The organism is Glycomyces tritici, from assembly GCF_030403505.1.
Genome location: NZ_JAUEMJ010000002.1, coordinates 470,129 through 484,808, shown reverse-complemented (window position 1 = coordinate 484,808; position 14,680 = coordinate 470,129). Strand labels below are relative to the sequence as shown.

The following is a 14,680-nucleotide window of genomic DNA, read 5'->3' as shown; positions in this document are numbered from 1 at the left end:
AGGGGCCGGCGAACGCCGGCCCCTCCACTGCGATGCGGCCTAGCCGCGGACGAACTCGATGTCGTGGAAGCGGCGGGCGACCGCGTCGTAGTGCAGGCGCGCGCCTTCCATGTACCCGAACAGCGAGCCCCAGTCGTCGTGGTTCGCCTCCGGGAACAGCGTCACGAGCCCGCATTCGATGTGGCCGCCGTGGCCGATCACCAGGGCCGCATCGCCGGGGCCCAGGGGTGCCATCAGGTCCGACCACTGCCGGGCGAGGGCGTGCGCGTAGTCCGACGCGGTGCTGCCGCGCCGGTTCACCAGACGCGCCAGCCGGGTGAACGGGGCGCCGACGTCGTACGTCGCCGCCTGCGACTCCTGCAGGAAGCCGTTGACGTTGGGGAGGGTGGGCAACTCCAGTGTCACCGCGAATCCCATGGCGATCGCCGTCTCGCGGGCCCGGGGGGCGACGCTGGTGGCGACGACTTCGAAAGGCCCAGTGAGGGTCCCCGACCAGCGGGCCAGCTCGACCCCCTCCTGGGAAAGGTGGACGGCCTCGTCTCCGCTGCGCTTGCTGTGGCGGCGGATCTCGAGCATGGGCATTGGCGGTCTCTTCTCTTCTCGAACACGCTGCGCGGTACCAATCTACGGCTCGGCCGCCGCCGCCTCGCCTGTGGGCTCGTCAGGGTTTGACCGCGATACCGGCCATCTGCGTGCGTTCGTACGGCTCGAAGTCCTCGAACGCGGGGACCTCCCGGCCGGGCTCCTCGGGGTACCAGCGCGAGACGTACTCGAGCCCCGGCGGCACCAGCGGCATCCCCAGGAAGTGCTGCTCAAGGCGTTCGATGGGCCTGATCCAGCCGTTGCCGAGCGTCTCGAGGCACCCCTGCGAGAGCCCGCGCTGCGCGGGGTCGCCGGTGTCGGGCCAGGCGGTGAGGAACAGGTGCGAGCCGGAGACGAGCGGCTCCATGAGGGTGGCGATGATCTCGTCCGGCTTCTCGTTCTCGTGGATCTGCATGATCATGCCGACGATGACCACCGCGATCGGCCGGTCGAAGTCGAGGTGCCCGCGCACCTCGGGGTTGGCGAGGATCCCGGCCGGGTCGCGCAGGTCGGCGGTGACCACAGTGGTGGTGCGGTTGTCCGCGAGGAGCGCGCGGCCGTGGGAGAGGACCATCGGGTCGTTGTCCACGTAGACGACCCGCGTGTTCGGGTTGATCTCCTGCGCGGCCTGGTGGGTGTTCTGCTCGGTCGGCAGGCCGCATCCGATGTCGAGGATCTGGTCGATCCCCGCGCCGCGCACCAGGTACTGGACGCCGCGGATGAGCGCGTCGCGGTTGAGCCGGGTGGCTTCGCGGACCTGCGGGATCTTGCGCGCGAAGACCTCGACGGCCTCGCGGTCGGCCTTGAAGTTGTTCTTGCCGCCCAGCGCGGCGTCGTAGACCCGGGCAGTGGAGGGGACGTTGGGGTCGATCCCCGGCGGCGGCCATGGTGCTGCGTCGTTCAAAACTATCCAATCGGCACTGAATGGGCAGGTTGCAGAGGGAGGCGGGGCGTCGCGGCGGGCAGTCGCGTCGCGCTCGGCGCCGGTGCGCGCGAGCGGTCCTTCACCGGTGGGGGACGTCGGTCCAGACTAGCCCATCGGGTGCTTGAACACGAGCGGACGCACACCGGTCGTGGCGACCAGTTGCGGCCCCCCGGACTGGGGAAACGCTCCCATTTCGAGCGTGGCACGGGGCGCCCGGCAACCGGGCGCCCCGTCCTGCACTGTTGTTTATATAGGGCGGGACGCTATGCGGCGCTTCCCGTCACGATGGTGCCGGAACGCTCCACCGTGTACTGGACCGTCGTGCCGCTCCAGAAGTGGAACGTGAGGTTCACGGTCGAATCGTCGTTCACCGCGGCGAAGAACGCCTCGGGGAGCACGATCGTGCCGGCCTCGTAGTCGGGCTTGAACGCGACCGCGAACTCCTTGAACTCGGTCCAGTCGGGCGGGCCGGCGACGGTGCCGTCCGGGTAGACCGCCTCCATCGTCGCGAGCTGGTCGCCGTTGAACGCCACCGGCACCGCGAGCTCGGTCGTCGTCCCGGTCGCGTCCTGCATGGAGGGCGTCGTGGAGGCGATGATGTGGAGCTGCCACGGCACGCCCGAGGAGAACCGGACCTCGAGCACGGCCCGCTCGCCGAGTGCTGAGCCGCCCGCGAGGGACGCGAGGAGCTCGGGCGCGAGCGTCAACTGCTCGCCGTCCAGGGTGTAGTCGGCGCCTTCGGCCAGTTCGGCGCCGCCGTTGAAGACCCCGGCGAACTCCAGGCCGTTCAGGTTGAGCGGCACCGTGGCCGCGGCCGGGGCCCCGCCCGCGGCGACGTACACCTGGTCGGAGGCGGCGGTGCCGGATCGGCCCTCCCAGGCGCCCGCGACGTGGGCGAACAGGTCGGCGTCCTTCCAGGTGCGGGTCTCGCGGTCGAAGTGCTGGCCGTTGTCCCACCACATGGTGGTCATGCCGACCTCGTTCGCGTAGTACCCGAGGTACTCGAAGAACTTCAGCTTCTCGCCCTGTTGGACGACGCCGGTGTGCTTGTCGAAGCCGAGCAGGCCCCACTCGCCGAGGATGACCGGCACGCCCTGGTCGATGAACGTGGCCTCGACCCGGTCGAAGGCCGCCTCGATGTCGGCGCGCACCTCCTCGTCGAAGGTGGTGGAGCCGGCGATGTTGACGCTGAAGGGCCAGTACCCGTAGTAGTGCACGGTGGCGGCGATCATCGGGTCGTCCAGGGCCGCGATGTTCGCGGCGGCCGCGTCCAGCCGGGCCTGCTCGCTGCTGGTGTGGAGCGTCGGGATCACCAGGAGCCGCTCGGCGTTGACGCCGCCCGAGCCGCGCACGATCGCGTGGAAGGACTCGTTGAGTTCGTTGAGGAGCACGTCGCCCTCCTCCTCGCTCACGTCGGCGAACTGGGGCTCGTTGATGTTCTCGAACACCAGCTCCGGCGGGGCGTCGGCGAAGGCCGCGGCGATCTGCGTCCAGGCCGCGTTGTAGCGCGCGAGGACCTCGTCGTGCTGCGTCGGCATCTGGTTCACCCACTGCCACGAGTCGTGGTGGATGTTGATGAGCACGTAGAAGCCGTCGTCGAGCGCGAGGTCGACGACCTCCTGCACGCGGGCCATGTACGCGGCGTCGATCGCGTAGTCTCCGCTCTCAGCCTGGTGGGCCGACCACGTGACGGGGATGCGGATCGAGTTGAAGCCCTGGGCCCGAATCGAATCGAGCAGCTCGGGGGTGATGCGCGGGTTGCCCCAGGCGGTCTCGTCCTCGCCGACGGCGTCGAGGGAGTTGCCGAGGTTCCAGCCGGGCTGCATGGCCGCGACCGTCTCCTCGGCGCTGAGCTGGACGGCGGCGCCGTCCTCCGGCGCGGTCTCGGGTTCGGCGAAGGCGGTCCGCACGGTGAGCGCGGCGGCGACGGCCGCCACCACCGCCACCAGGGCCGTCAGGAGCCTGATCGGTTTGCGTCGCAAGGGTGATCACTCTTTCTGTGCGCCGCGGGAGGGCATGCCGGGTCGGCCTCCGCTGCGGGCGCGTTGAACGGAACAATTGCCGGGAAGATCCCGTATTGCGGGGTCGAAACGCATCGGCAATGATTCCAGTGACATTGGCGCATGTCAACCTTTTGATCGCCTGTGGCAACAAAAAAACTGCCTGTCACGAGGCCCGCGACAGAGCGTTCTGATGCTTGAGTCTCAGGCGTCGAGCGCCTGCAGCACCGAGTCGAGGAGGCCGGGGAAGCGGTCGTCGAGGGCGTCGCGGTTGAGGCGGATGTGGCGGTCGCGGCCGTCCACTCTGGTCCGGGTGACGCCGGCTTCGCGCAGGACCCGGTAGTGGTGGGACAACGTGGACTTATGGATCTCGATGTCCCCCGACAGGAGGGTGCAGTTGCCCTCCATGCCCTCCGCGAGGCGGCGGACGAGCTCCAGTCGCACCTCGTCACTCAAGGCGTGCATGACCTCCGGCAGCCGGATGTCCTCGGTCGCGGGGTGAGGCAGCTCACGCATGGTCGTCACCTGGCCTTCCTTCACGCCGCCAGGATAACCCGCTGTCGGATGGTTGCACAACGATCCAACCGTCACTTAGTTTGATGCTCACCCAACCATCGAACTGAAGGATCCACCCCATGGACCGCAGGCTCATCCCACTGGTCGCCGCCGCCTTCGCCGTCGGCACCGACGCCTTCGTCATCACCGGACTCCTCCCCGCGATCGGCGCCGACCTCGACGTCACCACCGCCGCCGCCGGCCAGCTCATCACCGTCTACGCCCTCACCTACGCCCTCGCCGCACCCGTCCTCGGCGCCCTCACCGCCGCACTCGACCGGCGCACCGTGCTCCTGGCGGCGCTCGCCGTGTTCATCGCGGGGAACGCCGCGTTCGCCGTCGCGGACGACTACGCGTTCGCCATCGCGGCCCGGATCGTCACCGGGCTCGGCGCGGCCCTGATCACGCCGCAGGCCAGCGCCATCGCCGCCTCCATCGCTCCGCCCGAGCGGCGCGGGCGGTACCTCGCCGTCGTCATGGGCGGCCTGACCGCGGCCACCGCCCTCGGGGTGCCGCTCGGCTCCCTCCTCGGCGCCGTCGACTGGCAGCTCACGCTGTGGGCGGTCGCCGGTCTCGGCGTCCTCGCCGCCGCCGGGATCGCCGTCCTGCTCCCGCCGCTGCAGGCCCCCGCGGCGGGCCTGGCCGCGCGGCTGGCCCCGTTGCGAGACAAGGCGGTCCTGGGGATCGTCACCACCACTGCGCTGGTCCTGGCCTCGGGCTATGCGCTCTACACCTACTTCGGTGCGGCCGCCGAAGCGGCGACCGGAGGTTCGCAGGCGCTGCTCACCGTGCTCCTGCTGGCGCAGGGCATCGGCGCGGTCATCGGCAACCACCTGGCCGGCCGGCTCACGGACCGGTTCGGGCCCGCCCGGCTGATGCTCCACGTCCAGGCGGTCATGGTCGCCCTGCTGGTCTTGGCGCCCTTCGCCTTCGCGAACCTCGCCGCCGCGATCGCGATCTCCTTCGCATTCGGGATCACGGCCTGGATGGCCATCGTCCCGCAGCAGCACCGGCTCGTCTCCCGCCACCCGGAGTCAGCGATCGTCCTGATCGGACTCAATTCCTCCGCGCTGTACGCGGGCATCGCGTTCGGCGGCCTCGTGGGCGGCGTCAGCCTCAGCTGGCTCCCGGTCGCGGCGCTCGGCCCGGTCGGTGCGGTGCTCGGCGCCGCCGGACTGGTGCTCACCATCGCCATGGTCCGCGCGAAGGCCCCTGTCCCGAGGCCCGCCGCAGCCTGAAACGGTCGTGGCCGATGACACCGGGCACCGGCCGTGGCCTGCGGGTAAGCTTGATCCCATGGAGGAGTACGCGGACGAGCCGATGGGCATGGGCACCGCCCTGGTGCGCACCGCGTTCCTCGTCGACACGGTCTACTCCGACGCGGTGCGCCAGTTCGACCTCACCGTGCAGCAGGCGCAGCTCCTGTGCGTCCTCATCCCCAAGCCGTTCGGCATGTTCGAGCTCGCGAAGACCCTCGGCCTGGCCAAGTCGAGCATCTCGGGCCTCGTCGACCGCTGCGAGAAGCGCGGCCTCGTGCGCCGCGAGTCCGACCCCGGCGACGGCCGCGCGTTCCGCGTGGCGCTCACCGACAAGGGCGCCCAGCTCGCCGAGGAGTTCCACGACGAGACCACGAAGCGGGTGGCCGACCTCCCGCTCGGCCTGAGCGTCGAGGAGCGGGAGCTCCTGGTCGGCCTGCTCACCCGGGTCGTCGCCGACAACCACGTGCCCGTGGTCTTCACCGACTCGGGCTGCCCGTCCGCGAAGGGCTGCACCGAGAGCTGAAGGCAGTGCCTTCCCTCCGCGCGACCGCGCAGCGCCTTCCGTACGCACGATCCCTCGCCGCATGCACGACGAAGCCCCCGCCGCGGCGCGGCGGGGGCCTTCCCCGTCCTATGACGATCGGGCGGACGGGGGAGTCCTACTGCCCCGGGGCGACCCGGAACGCCTGGTCGAAGTGGCCGACCATGAGGTCGCGCCCTTTCCATTCGATGACCGACTCGAGCGGCAGCTGCACCGGGCCGTCCTCGGAAGGCATCTGGCCGACGCCGAGTTCGGGGCCGAGCGGCACGATCGCCACCCGCACGGGCGAGGGCGCGTACACCGACTCGGGCCGCTCCCCGTTGATCTGCGCGATGATGTTGGCGGCCACCACGCCCGCGTGCTGACCGGCCGCCGCGGCCCGCTTCTCCTCGTTCACGTTCGTGAGGTCGCCGATGGCGTACACGTGCTCGTGTCCCTCCACGTTGAGCGCTGGGGTGACGTGCAGCTGGCCGCGCCGGTTGAGGGGCGCGATCCCGTCCCGCAAGTAGCCGGAGTTCGTGCTGGCCCCGAAGGCCCGGAACCAGATGTCGGCCTCGATCGGCTCACCGTTCGCGGTGACCGCCACGGTCCCCGCCCGGCCGGGCTCGACGGCCGGCTCGTCCTCGAGGGTGACGCCCAGGCGCACCTCGACGCCGAGCTTCGCCAACTGCGCGTGGAGCTCCGCGCGCAGCGCCGCCTCGTACCCGGGCATCAGCTCCTCGGACGGGTCCACAATGGTGACCTGCTTCTCGGGCCAGACCGCCTTGATCTCGCCGGCCAGCTCCAGGCCCACCGGCCCGGCGCCGGCGATGAGCACCCGCCCGGCCCCGGCCAGTTCGAGGTGCGTCTCCTTGAAGTGCGCGAGGGCCTCGGCGGTCGAGTCGGTCCGCGTCTTGGCCGGGTACGGGTAGCCCGAGCCGCTGGCCAGCACGATGTAGTCGGCCTCGACCCGCTCGCCGGAGGCGAGGGTGACGCCCCGCTCGTCCGCAGCCGAGGCGTACTCACGGAGATGCTTGCCGCGCTTGATGAACGCGTCGTACGGGTAGAAGATGCGCGCGGCCCACTCATCGGGCTGCGTCAGCGCGCGGAGCGTGGCCGCGGCGTGGACGAAGGCGTCCTTCGGCTCGATCAGGACCACGTCGGCGTGCTCGTCCAGCGCCTTGGCGAGGGCGGCCCCGCCGTACCCGCCGCCCACGATCGCCACGGTCTTCCCCTGCTGCGTCATGTCGTTCCCTCTCCGCAGAAAACTAGTTCGTACTACGAACCATAATAGTTCGTATTACGAACTACAAGGATCCGGCCGGCCGCAACCCCGTGACGCCCCTCACGGAGGGGTCGTAAATTTGACAGTTACCTGTCAATTGAAGTAGCTTCGGGACGTGCAGCTCAGTCCCCGCGGCCTCGCCGTGTCCGAACTCGCCATCGAGGTCTTCCGCGCCAACGGCGCCCTCCTCACCGCCGGCGACGCCCTCGCCCGCCCCGCCGGACTCACCAGCGCGCGCTGGCAGGTCCTCGGCGTCATCGACCACGCCCCGGCCACCGTCGCGGACATCGCCCGCGCGATGGGGCTGCGCCGCCAGAGCGTGCAGCAGACCGCCGACGCGCTCGCGGCCGACGGCCTCGCCGCCTTCGCGGACAATCCGCGGCACCGCCGCGCGAAGCTCCTCGAACCGACCGAGGCCGGGCACCGCGCCCTGGCCGAAGTCGAACGCGCCCATGCCGACTGGGCCGACGCCCTCGCGGCATCGCTCGACCCGTCCCAGATCGAGGCCGCCACCGCGGCCCTGCGCGCACTCACCACCGCACTCGAACCGGAAGGAAGCCGATGAGCGGCGAAGTCACGATCCCCTTGCTGCCGTGCAGGTCCATTGACGAGGCCGCCGAGTTCTACCGGATGCTCGGGTTTCAGCTCACCCTCCACCAGACGCGCCCGAACCCGTACATCGTCATGGCCCGCGACGACTGGCAGATCCACTTCTTCGGCGTCGACCAGCTCGACCCCGAGAACTCCTACGGCACCTGCCTGGTCTTCGTGCCTGACACCGGCGCGCTCTGGGACTCGTTCGCGGCCGGGATGCGCGAGGTCCACGGGAAGGTCCTCGTCGAGGGCATCCCGCGCGTGACCCGCCCGCGCAAGCGCGCCAACACCGGCAACCGGGCCGGGTTCTCCCTGACCGACCCGAGCGGCAATGTCATCCGGTTCTTCCCGCAGCAGGAGGACACCGTGAAACCCGAAGCGCCGCAGAGCAAGCTCGGCCGCACCCTGGCCAAGGCGATCGTCCTCGGCGAGGCCAAAGGGGACACCGCGCAGGCGGTCAAGCTCCTCGACTCGACCCTCGCGCGCAGCGGCGACGAGGCCCCGAAGCCCGAACTCCTCGACGCCCTCGTCTACCGCGCCGAACTCGCGCTGCGCCTGGGCGACCGCGCGAAGGCCGCCGCACTCCTCAAGCAGGTCGGCGACACCGAACTCACCGAAGCCGAGTGCGTAGCCGCCGCGGGCGCGCTCGCCACCGCCGAGGACCTCAGGGGCGGTTCGTAAGTCGTCCACGGACCTCTCTCCGGTGTGCCTTCGGGCAGGAGCGCCCATGTCAGGATGGGTCGATCACGGCACACCTCCGGACGCACCGACCAGTCGCCGACCGCCGACTGCGACGGCTTCGCCGAGGCGTACGCCGCCGAGACGGAATCGAGCCTCAGGTCCTGCGGACCGGTCGCCCGCCCGCTCAGCGCCGCCAGCGCAGGTGGAGGTCGGGCAGGTGCTCCTCGTTGTCGGAGCCGTCGCCGGAGCCGACCTCCGCGAAGCCTTGGCGCGCATAGAAGGCGCGGGCGCCGGTGTTCTGCTCGAACACCCGCAGGTTCAGCTCGGGGCGGCGCCGCTTCGCCTTCGCGAGCAGCGCTTCGCCGATGCCCCGGCCCTGGTGGGCGGGTTCGAGGTACAGGTGGTCGAGCCAGGTGCCGTTGAGGGCCGCGAAGCCGACCGGGACGCCGTTCAGCTCCGCGAGCCACAGTTCCGACTGCGGGGCCATGACGTTCGCGACCCACCATTGCGTCTGCTCGAACGTGTAGAGGTCGGGGAGATAGGTCATCTGCGTGCGTGCGGCCCAGAAGATGCGGGTGATCCGCTCGGCCTCGCCGGTCCAGCCCCGCCGGACCAGCGGTAGCTCGTGATGGCGGATCAGCTCGGCAGTCCAGGCGTGCCATCGCGTTGTGGCCCAGATGGACTGGGCTGTGAGTTCGCGTTCGGCGGCTTCGATGTCGCCGACGGCCGTCAGGAGCAGCCGGCGCTCATGCGCGGTGAACCGGCGGGCGAGGAACGCGTCGACGACCGGGTCGAGCGCGGTCTCGATCGGTTCGAGGAGCGTCTTCGTGGGGGCGGGCAGGCGCAGGTCGCGGTGCCCGCGCCAGGCCCGGGCCACCGCGCCGGTGACGGCCGCTTCGGCGTCGGGTCCCGGCCAGCGCCGCCCTCTCCGGTACTGGTGCTCTGCCCGATCGACCGGGATGCGGTCGCGCTTGTGGGCCCGCCGCCGCTCGGCGTACGCCGCTATCTCGGCCAGCCAGACGTTCCTGCTGGTCTCCAAGCGCTGCAAGGCATTGAGCATGCGATCCGCGTCGAGACGCGTCGGTCCCGGCCCATCGGTGCGGGTGATGAATTCCCAGGCGTTCCAGTAGCCGAGGCGCCGGTAGTGCTCGAGGGCCGAACGCAATGCGGCGTACCGCAGGCCGAGCGGGAGCTCGGGGTTCCGCACTCGCCGGGCGAGGGTCTGGAAGCTCATCGGCGCGCCGGAGCGGCGGGGGAGTAGTCGTGCACGGCGACACCGTCTCACGTGCCGGGCGAATCCGCCAGTGCATTGGCGTTCGCCGCGATCCGCTTGCACCCGTCCGCGACACGTCCGAGGTGGTGGCGGCCTGAACCCGGCGCGTCTGCACCGGCTCGGTCCGGCCGAGCCCGTCGCGTGCGCCGACCCGCCGGACGACTGGAGCGCCGGCCGCTGAGCGGTCAGGACTCGTTGCCGGGCATGGGGAGTCCGGTGAGGCGGCAGAGCACCGCGAACCCGTCGTCGCTGCCGGGCCAGTGGGCCCGGACCGCGTCGATGCCGGCGCGGCGCACGACCGACCGCAGGACCAGGGCGACGATGATCGCGTCGTCGGCGTATCCGAGGACCGGGATGAAGTCGGGGACCAGGTCGAACGGCAGCGCCAGGTACGCGAACAGCAGGACCAGGCGCAGGCGCACCCCGCGGGGCAGGCCGCCGTCCGCCGCGAGGCGCCGCAGCAGCCGGAGCAGGTCCGGCAGTACGCGCAGCGCTTCGCGCAGGAGCGGTCCGCGGGGCCCGGCGACCGCCAAGGCCGCGATCAGCGCGACCCAGGTCAGCGCCAGGCCCGCGGCGACCGCCAGCAGCAGGTCCACCCACCACCAGTCGGTCATCGGGCGTTCCCCTCAGCGGCGGACGCGCCGCCTCGCTCTCGCGTGGTCATCGCGTCCGACTCTAGGTTCACGTGCGCCTGTCGCCGAGCGCGGATCACACGGCGCCGGCCGGGCGCCACATCGGGTGGAGCGGCGGGCCGCCCTCGCCGATGCGGAACGGTGCGCCGTGCGGCCGGTATCCAAGGGACGCATACAGTCTCGCGGTCTGCAACGAGACTGCCTCCAAGTACGCGGGGGTGCCGGACGCGTCGAGCCGCTCGTGGTGGCGGCGGAACAGGTCGCTCGCGATGCCGCGGCCGCGCGCGTCGGCGCGCACGCCCACGAGCGCCACGTAGTTGTGCGGCTCGGCCGGGTGGTGCTCGTCCATGATCCGGTCGAGTTCGGCGAAGCCCTCGTAATGCTTCCCGCAGGCCGCGCGCAGCCGCTCGTCGTACTCGGGGATCGGCGGGACCTCCACAGTCCGGTCGAACCAGACGAGCGCGCCGTCCGCTCCGGCCGTGAGGACGCCGCCGTGGACGGCGGCGTGCTCGGCGAGCATCGCGAACTGGCCTTCCATGGCTGCCAGGCGATCGGCCGGGTCCTCGACGAGCCAGACCGCGGTCGGCGCGTCCACGAACGCCTCGGCGAGCAGGCCCGCGACGTGCGCGGTGCTAACGGCCACCGGCCACCCCCACCGGTTCGGACGTCTCGGTCACGAGCGCGGCCTTCGCGCCGTGGCCGATCCCGGCGTACACCTCCGGGCGGCCCCACTTGAGGTACGCGCCCCAGCCCGCCCCGAGGACGGCCAGGCCCGCGAACAGGATCGGCACGAGCACCGGCAGCGTCGATCCCTTCTCGACACCCAGCAGGGTGTGGAAGTGCAGGACCGAGAGGTACAGCACCCACAGGAGCGCGACGACCGCGAGCACGGGCGCGATCCTGGTGGCCCATAGGGACTCGCCGCGCCGGTCGCGCGCGAAGTACACGATGACCGCGACGGCGCACGTGGCGATCAGAGCGAGCAGGCCGATCCCCGCCGACGTGCTCATGTAGTAGAACAGGTGCACGAGCGGGTCCAGGCCCAGGACCGCCCAGGCGATGATGACCGCGCCGCTGACGACGGTCTGGGTGAGCGAGGCGGTCACCGGGGAAGAGGTGCGCGGCGAGGTGCGGCCCAGCCATGCGGGTGCGACGCGCTCGCGGCCGAGCGCGAACAGGTAGCGCGCGGTCGTGTTGTGGAAGCTCAACGCGGCGGCGGTGACCGAGGTCAGCAGCATCACCTCGCCGATGACCGCCCACGGGGCGCCGAGCTGCTCGCCGGCGAGGGTGAACATGAGCGAGGGGTCCGCGATCGCGGCGTCCACGACGCCGTCCGCGCCGACGGCGGCGATGATCGACCACGACGAGGCGATGTAGATGAACGCGAGGATGCCGACGGTGGCGAGCGTGGCCCGCGCGACCGTGCGGCGCCGGTCCTTCGCCTCCTCGCCGTAGACGGTGGGCGACTCGAACCCGATGAAGCCGGTGACCGCCAGCGCCAGCATGGCCCCGGCCGCCTCCCCGCCGAGCGTGGACGGCGACATCGCCGCGAGCGGGAGGCCGTCGGCGGCGTTGGCGAAGTTGGAGGCGCTGAACAGCAGGATCACGGCGATCTCGACGGCCAGGAGGATCGCGAGGACCTTCGCGTTGATGTCGACCGCGCGCGTGCCCAGGAGCCCGATGAGGGCCCACGCGACAAGCGCGCAGACCCACCACGACGCGTCCAGGCCCATGCGGGCCAGGACGCTCTCGGCAGTGAGTCCGAGCAGGCCGTAGAGGCTGATCTGCATGGCGCAGTAGGCGGTCGCCGCGACCCATGCGGCGGCGACGCCGGGGACGCGGCCGATGCCGCGGGCGATGAACGCGTAGAAGGCGCCCGCGTTCGTGATGTGGCGCGACATGGTCGTGTAGCCGACGCTGAAGAGCCACAGGCAGGCGGCGATGATCAGGTACCCGAGGGGGATGCCGATCTGGCCGGCGAGGGCGAACATGACGACGACGCCGCCGGCGATCACGGTGAGGGGCGTGGCGGCGGTGAGGGAGAAGTGCAGGAGGCTGAAGGTCCCGAGTTTGTTGCGGGCCAGGACGGCCTGCACCGCACTCGGGGATGAGGACGGAGTGGACATGCGGGCGGTGACTCCTTCTTCGGGTGACGGGTGGTGTCAGCGGCCGCCGGTGATGGCGGTGTCCGCCACCGCCGCCGCGAGGTGCGCCAGGAGGGCGCGGAGCGGCGCGGGCAGCGACTGCCGCTGCTTCCCGGCGTACACGCGTGCGCCGGAGGGAAGCTGGTAGTAGAGGGGCTTGGAGAGGCCGACCGCTTCAGTGAGGCCGAGCAGGTAGGCGTCCTCGACGGTGATCTGCCGATCCGCGAGGGACACGGTGCGGCGCAGCCGGGAGAACACGGCGTTCGCGAAGAGCGCGTCGCTCGGCTCGTAGCCGGACTCCACGCGCCGGGACCACCGCGAGCGGTACTCGTGGCGGACCATGAGGCCGAGCATCGCCATGTGCTCGGCGGTCTTGGTGTACACGTCTGCGGCGGAGAGGAACTCGAGCCAGTCGCGCACGCCGAGGCTGGTGCGCTCGGCGCGGATGTGCTCGACCAGCCACAGTGCCAGGGAGTCCTCCGGCGGCCGGAACCGCTCGTCGAAGCACAAGAGGTCGACTCCCTTCGCGGCCCAGACGACCAGGTGCTGCGAGAGCACGAGTTCGGCCAGGAGCGCCGCCCCGATGCCCAGGCCGGTCACGCGCGGGCCCGTGGCGGGCTTGTACGCGTCGTCGAGCGAGGTGATCAGGAGGGCGTCGTAGACCAGACGAGTGGAGGGCACGTCGGGCACCAGGGGTAGTCCTTCCTATACAGGGCGATACACGCGATTACCTTACCGGTGCGAATCAGACGTTCGTATTGGGCATTACCGACAGTTCATGCCAGCGAAGAGGTTTCCGAGTGGAAGCGCGCCCCTTCGAATCTGCGGTGCGGTACCGCTGCCGGTACCGGGGCCATTCCCGCCTGCGCCCCTCTTGCGGTGAATTCGGCCTTTTGCATTGCGCCCCAGTTCAATGCGGTTTTAGTGTCGGCGCATGCACACCCGAATCCTCGCCGCCGCCGCCCTGGCGCTCGCCGTCGCAGCGGCCCCGGCCGCTGCCGCTGCGGCGCCGCCGCGCCTCGACACCGCCCTGCTCGAGTCCAAACTGGAGGCGTTCGCGTCCGCGGCCGACCATTCCGCAGTCGCCGAAGTCCGCAGCGGCGACGCCGAATGGTCCGCGGCCGCCGGCCCGCGCAGCCTCCAGGACGCGGCGGGCGACGCGAGACCGGGCGACCGCTTCCGCGTCGGCAGCATCACGAAGTCGATGACCGCGACGATCCTCCTGCAGCTCCAGGCCGAAGGCGAACTCGACCTCGACGACCCGATCGGGGAGCACCTGCCCGGCGTCCTCCCGTACGAAGGCGAGTACGAGCCCACGGTCCGGGAGCTCCTGTCGCACCGCGGCGGCGTCCCCGACCACCTGCCGCGCCTCTACGCCTCCCTTCTGGAGGACGACGACCTCACCGACTTCCACGCGAACCACCGGACCCACTACCGCCCAGAGGAACTCATCGCGATCGGCACCGAGGGCGGGCAGCTGTTCCCGCCCGGCGACGGCTTCGCCTACTCCAACACCGGGTACACCGCGCTCGGCCTCCTCATCGAGGAGCTCACGGGCGACGACCTCGGCGACGTATTCGAGGACCGGGTCTTCGACCCCGCCGGCCTCGACCGCACCTACTTCGGCCGCCCCGGCACCTCCGGCCTCCGCGGCCCGCACCTCGACCCGTACCTCACCACCGGGGACCCCGCCCGGCCCTACCTCGACACGTCGAAGCTCTCGTACAGCCAGCTGTGGGCCGGCGGCAACGTCGTCGCCACCGCAGGCGACCTCAACGACTTCTACCGGGCCATGACCGACGGGACCCTCCTCGACGACGCCTCGCTCGCCGAAGCGACGGCGTTCCGACCCACCGGCAAGTCCTTCGACTACGGCCTCGGCCTCTTCGGCCTCCGACCCGGATGCGCCGACGACCCCGACGCGGTCTTCCTGGGCCACAACGGTGACACCCTCGGCCACGAGGCCAACTCGTTCCACTCCCTCGACGGCGAACGCCAGATCACCGTGGCCTGGAACATCGTCGACCGCCACGACACCGCCGACCCCGACGCCCTCGAACGGGCCTGGAACGACCTCCTCTACGCCGGCCTCTGCGGCGCCGACCATGACGAACCGGCCCCGCACCGGGCGCACCCGGCGACACCCGCACGCCCCCAACCGATCACCGCGTAACCGCGGCAGGACGACAGCACGCCGGCCGCGGGACCGAACGGAGGTCCCGCGGCCGGC

The 14,680-nt window shown here is 71.1% G+C and carries 15 protein-coding genes; 5 read left to right on the top strand and 10 right to left on the bottom strand.

All coding sequences use genetic code 11. The annotated features are described in order from the left end of the window. Positions 1–39 precede the first annotated feature (39 nt). From QWI33_RS07445 to QWI33_RS07430, 4 genes are all read right to left on the bottom strand, one after another. Positions 40–582: a histidine phosphatase family protein gene (locus QWI33_RS07445; RefSeq protein ID WP_289956433.1), complete on the bottom strand. Its 543-nt coding sequence runs from the start codon at positions 580–582 to the stop codon at positions 40–42. Positions 583–661: 79 nt separating this feature from the next. Then, complete coding sequence (locus QWI33_RS07440) at positions 662–1,486, bottom strand: SAM-dependent methyltransferase (protein WP_289956432.1); 825 nt, start codon at positions 1,484–1,486, stop codon at positions 662–664. A 284-nt stretch (positions 1,487–1,770) separates the two neighbouring features. Then, entirely contained in the window at positions 1,771–3,489 is a 1,719-nt protein-coding gene (locus QWI33_RS07435) for a cellulase family glycosylhydrolase (protein WP_289956430.1), read from the bottom strand. Positions 3,490–3,711: 222 nt separating this feature from the next. Then, positions 3,712–4,023 carry an ArsR/SmtB family transcription factor gene (locus tag QWI33_RS07430; protein WP_289957201.1) on the bottom strand — a complete coding sequence of 104 codons (312 nt, stop codon included), beginning with the start codon at positions 4,021–4,023 and terminating at the stop codon, positions 3,712–3,714. Between the two features lie 119 nt (positions 4,024–4,142). Here QWI33_RS07430 and QWI33_RS07425 point away from each other — a divergent pair, with 119 nt between their 5' ends. Both QWI33_RS07425 and QWI33_RS07420 read left to right on the top strand, forming a co-directional pair. Then, positions 4,143–5,300 carry an MFS transporter gene (locus QWI33_RS07425; protein ID WP_289956429.1) on the top strand — a complete coding sequence of 386 codons (1,158 nt, stop codon included), beginning with the start codon at positions 4,143–4,145 and terminating at the stop codon, positions 5,298–5,300. Between the two features lie 58 nt (positions 5,301–5,358). Beyond that, a complete protein-coding gene (locus QWI33_RS07420; RefSeq protein ID WP_289956426.1) occupies positions 5,359–5,844 on the top strand; it encodes a MarR family winged helix-turn-helix transcriptional regulator in 486 nt (161 codons plus the stop codon). Between the two features lie 136 nt (positions 5,845–5,980). Here the strand turns inward: QWI33_RS07420 and QWI33_RS07415 are convergent, their stop codons facing one another. Continuing rightward, positions 5,981–7,087: an NAD(P)/FAD-dependent oxidoreductase gene (locus QWI33_RS07415; RefSeq protein ID WP_289956424.1), complete on the bottom strand. Its 1,107-nt coding sequence runs from the start codon at positions 7,085–7,087 to the stop codon at positions 5,981–5,983. A gap of 154 nt (positions 7,088–7,241) precedes the next feature. Between QWI33_RS07415 and QWI33_RS07410 the strand changes: the two genes are divergently transcribed. Both QWI33_RS07410 and QWI33_RS07405 read left to right on the top strand, forming a co-directional pair. Beyond that, complete coding sequence (locus QWI33_RS07410; protein WP_289956422.1) at positions 7,242–7,691, top strand: MarR family winged helix-turn-helix transcriptional regulator; 450 nt, start codon at positions 7,242–7,244, stop codon at positions 7,689–7,691. After that, positions 7,688–8,401, top strand: coding sequence for a DUF8817 family protein (locus QWI33_RS07405; protein WP_289956421.1), 714 nt, complete (start codon positions 7,688–7,690; stop codon positions 8,399–8,401). The genes QWI33_RS07410 and QWI33_RS07405 overlap by 4 nt, the downstream gene beginning before the upstream one ends. Positions 8,402–8,585: 184 nt before the next feature. Here QWI33_RS07405 and QWI33_RS07400 read toward each other — a convergent pair whose 3' ends face one another. The 5 genes from QWI33_RS07400 to QWI33_RS07380 all read right to left on the bottom strand — a co-directional run bounded on the left by QWI33_RS07400 (position 8,586) and on the right by QWI33_RS07380 (position 13,140). Then, a complete protein-coding gene (locus QWI33_RS07400; protein ID WP_289956419.1) occupies positions 8,586–9,635 on the bottom strand; it encodes a GNAT family N-acetyltransferase in 1,050 nt (349 codons plus the stop codon). Positions 9,636–9,859: 224 nt separating this feature from the next. Beyond that, entirely contained in the window at positions 9,860–10,288 is a 429-nt protein-coding gene (locus QWI33_RS07395) for a YkvA family protein (protein ID WP_289956416.1), read from the bottom strand. Positions 10,289–10,382: 94 nt separating this feature from the next. Then, the gene (locus tag QWI33_RS07390; protein WP_289956415.1) at positions 10,383–10,949 is read right to left on the bottom strand and encodes a GNAT family N-acetyltransferase; all 567 of its coding nucleotides are present in this window, start codon (positions 10,947–10,949) and stop codon (positions 10,383–10,385) included. Beyond that, complete coding sequence (locus tag QWI33_RS07385; RefSeq protein WP_289956413.1) at positions 10,939–12,432, bottom strand: APC family permease; 1,494 nt, start codon at positions 12,430–12,432, stop codon at positions 10,939–10,941. Before QWI33_RS07385 ends, QWI33_RS07390 begins: the two co-directional genes overlap by 11 nt. Before the next feature lie 36 nt (positions 12,433–12,468). Further along, positions 12,469–13,140: a GPP34 family phosphoprotein gene (locus QWI33_RS07380; RefSeq protein ID WP_289956412.1), complete on the bottom strand. Its 672-nt coding sequence runs from the start codon at positions 13,138–13,140 to the stop codon at positions 12,469–12,471. Positions 13,141–13,384: 244 nt separating this feature from the next. Between QWI33_RS07380 and QWI33_RS07375 the strand changes: the two genes are divergently transcribed. Beyond that, positions 13,385–14,623 (top strand): serine hydrolase domain-containing protein, encoded by a 1,239-nt coding sequence (locus QWI33_RS07375; protein WP_289956410.1) that lies wholly within the window; start codon positions 13,385–13,387, stop codon positions 14,621–14,623. Positions 14,624–14,680: the final 57 nt, after the last annotated feature.

Bases quoted from the DNA above. Each gene is read 5' to 3' on its own strand.
- QWI33_RS07415 (WP_289956424.1), bottom strand. From the start codon at position 7,087: ATGACGCAGCAGGGGAAGACCGTGGCGATCGTGGGCGGCGGGTACGGC.
- QWI33_RS07405 (WP_289956421.1), top strand. From the start codon at position 7,688: ATGAGCGGCGAAGTCACGATCCCCTTGCTGCCGTGCAGGTCCATTGAC.
- QWI33_RS07400 (WP_289956419.1), bottom strand. From the start codon at position 9,635: ATGAGCTTCCAGACCCTCGCCCGGCGAGTGCGGAACCCCGAGCTCCCG.
- QWI33_RS07395 (WP_289956416.1), bottom strand. From the start codon at position 10,288: ATGACCGACTGGTGGTGGGTGGACCTGCTGCTGGCGGTCGCCGCGGGC.
- QWI33_RS07385 (WP_289956413.1), bottom strand. From the start codon at position 12,432: ATGTCCACTCCGTCCTCATCCCCGAGTGCGGTGCAGGCCGTCCTGGCC.
- QWI33_RS07420 (WP_289956426.1), top strand. From the start codon at position 5,359: ATGGAGGAGTACGCGGACGAGCCGATGGGCATGGGCACCGCCCTGGTG.
- QWI33_RS07425 (WP_289956429.1), top strand. From the start codon at position 4,143: ATGGACCGCAGGCTCATCCCACTGGTCGCCGCCGCCTTCGCCGTCGGC.
- QWI33_RS07430 (WP_289957201.1), bottom strand. From the start codon at position 4,023: ATGCGTGAGCTGCCTCACCCCGCGACCGAGGACATCCGGCTGCCGGAG.
- QWI33_RS07375 (WP_289956410.1), top strand. From the start codon at position 13,385: ATGCACACCCGAATCCTCGCCGCCGCCGCCCTGGCGCTCGCCGTCGCA.
- QWI33_RS07445 (WP_289956433.1), bottom strand. From the start codon at position 582: ATGCCCATGCTCGAGATCCGCCGCCACAGCAAGCGCAGCGGAGACGAG.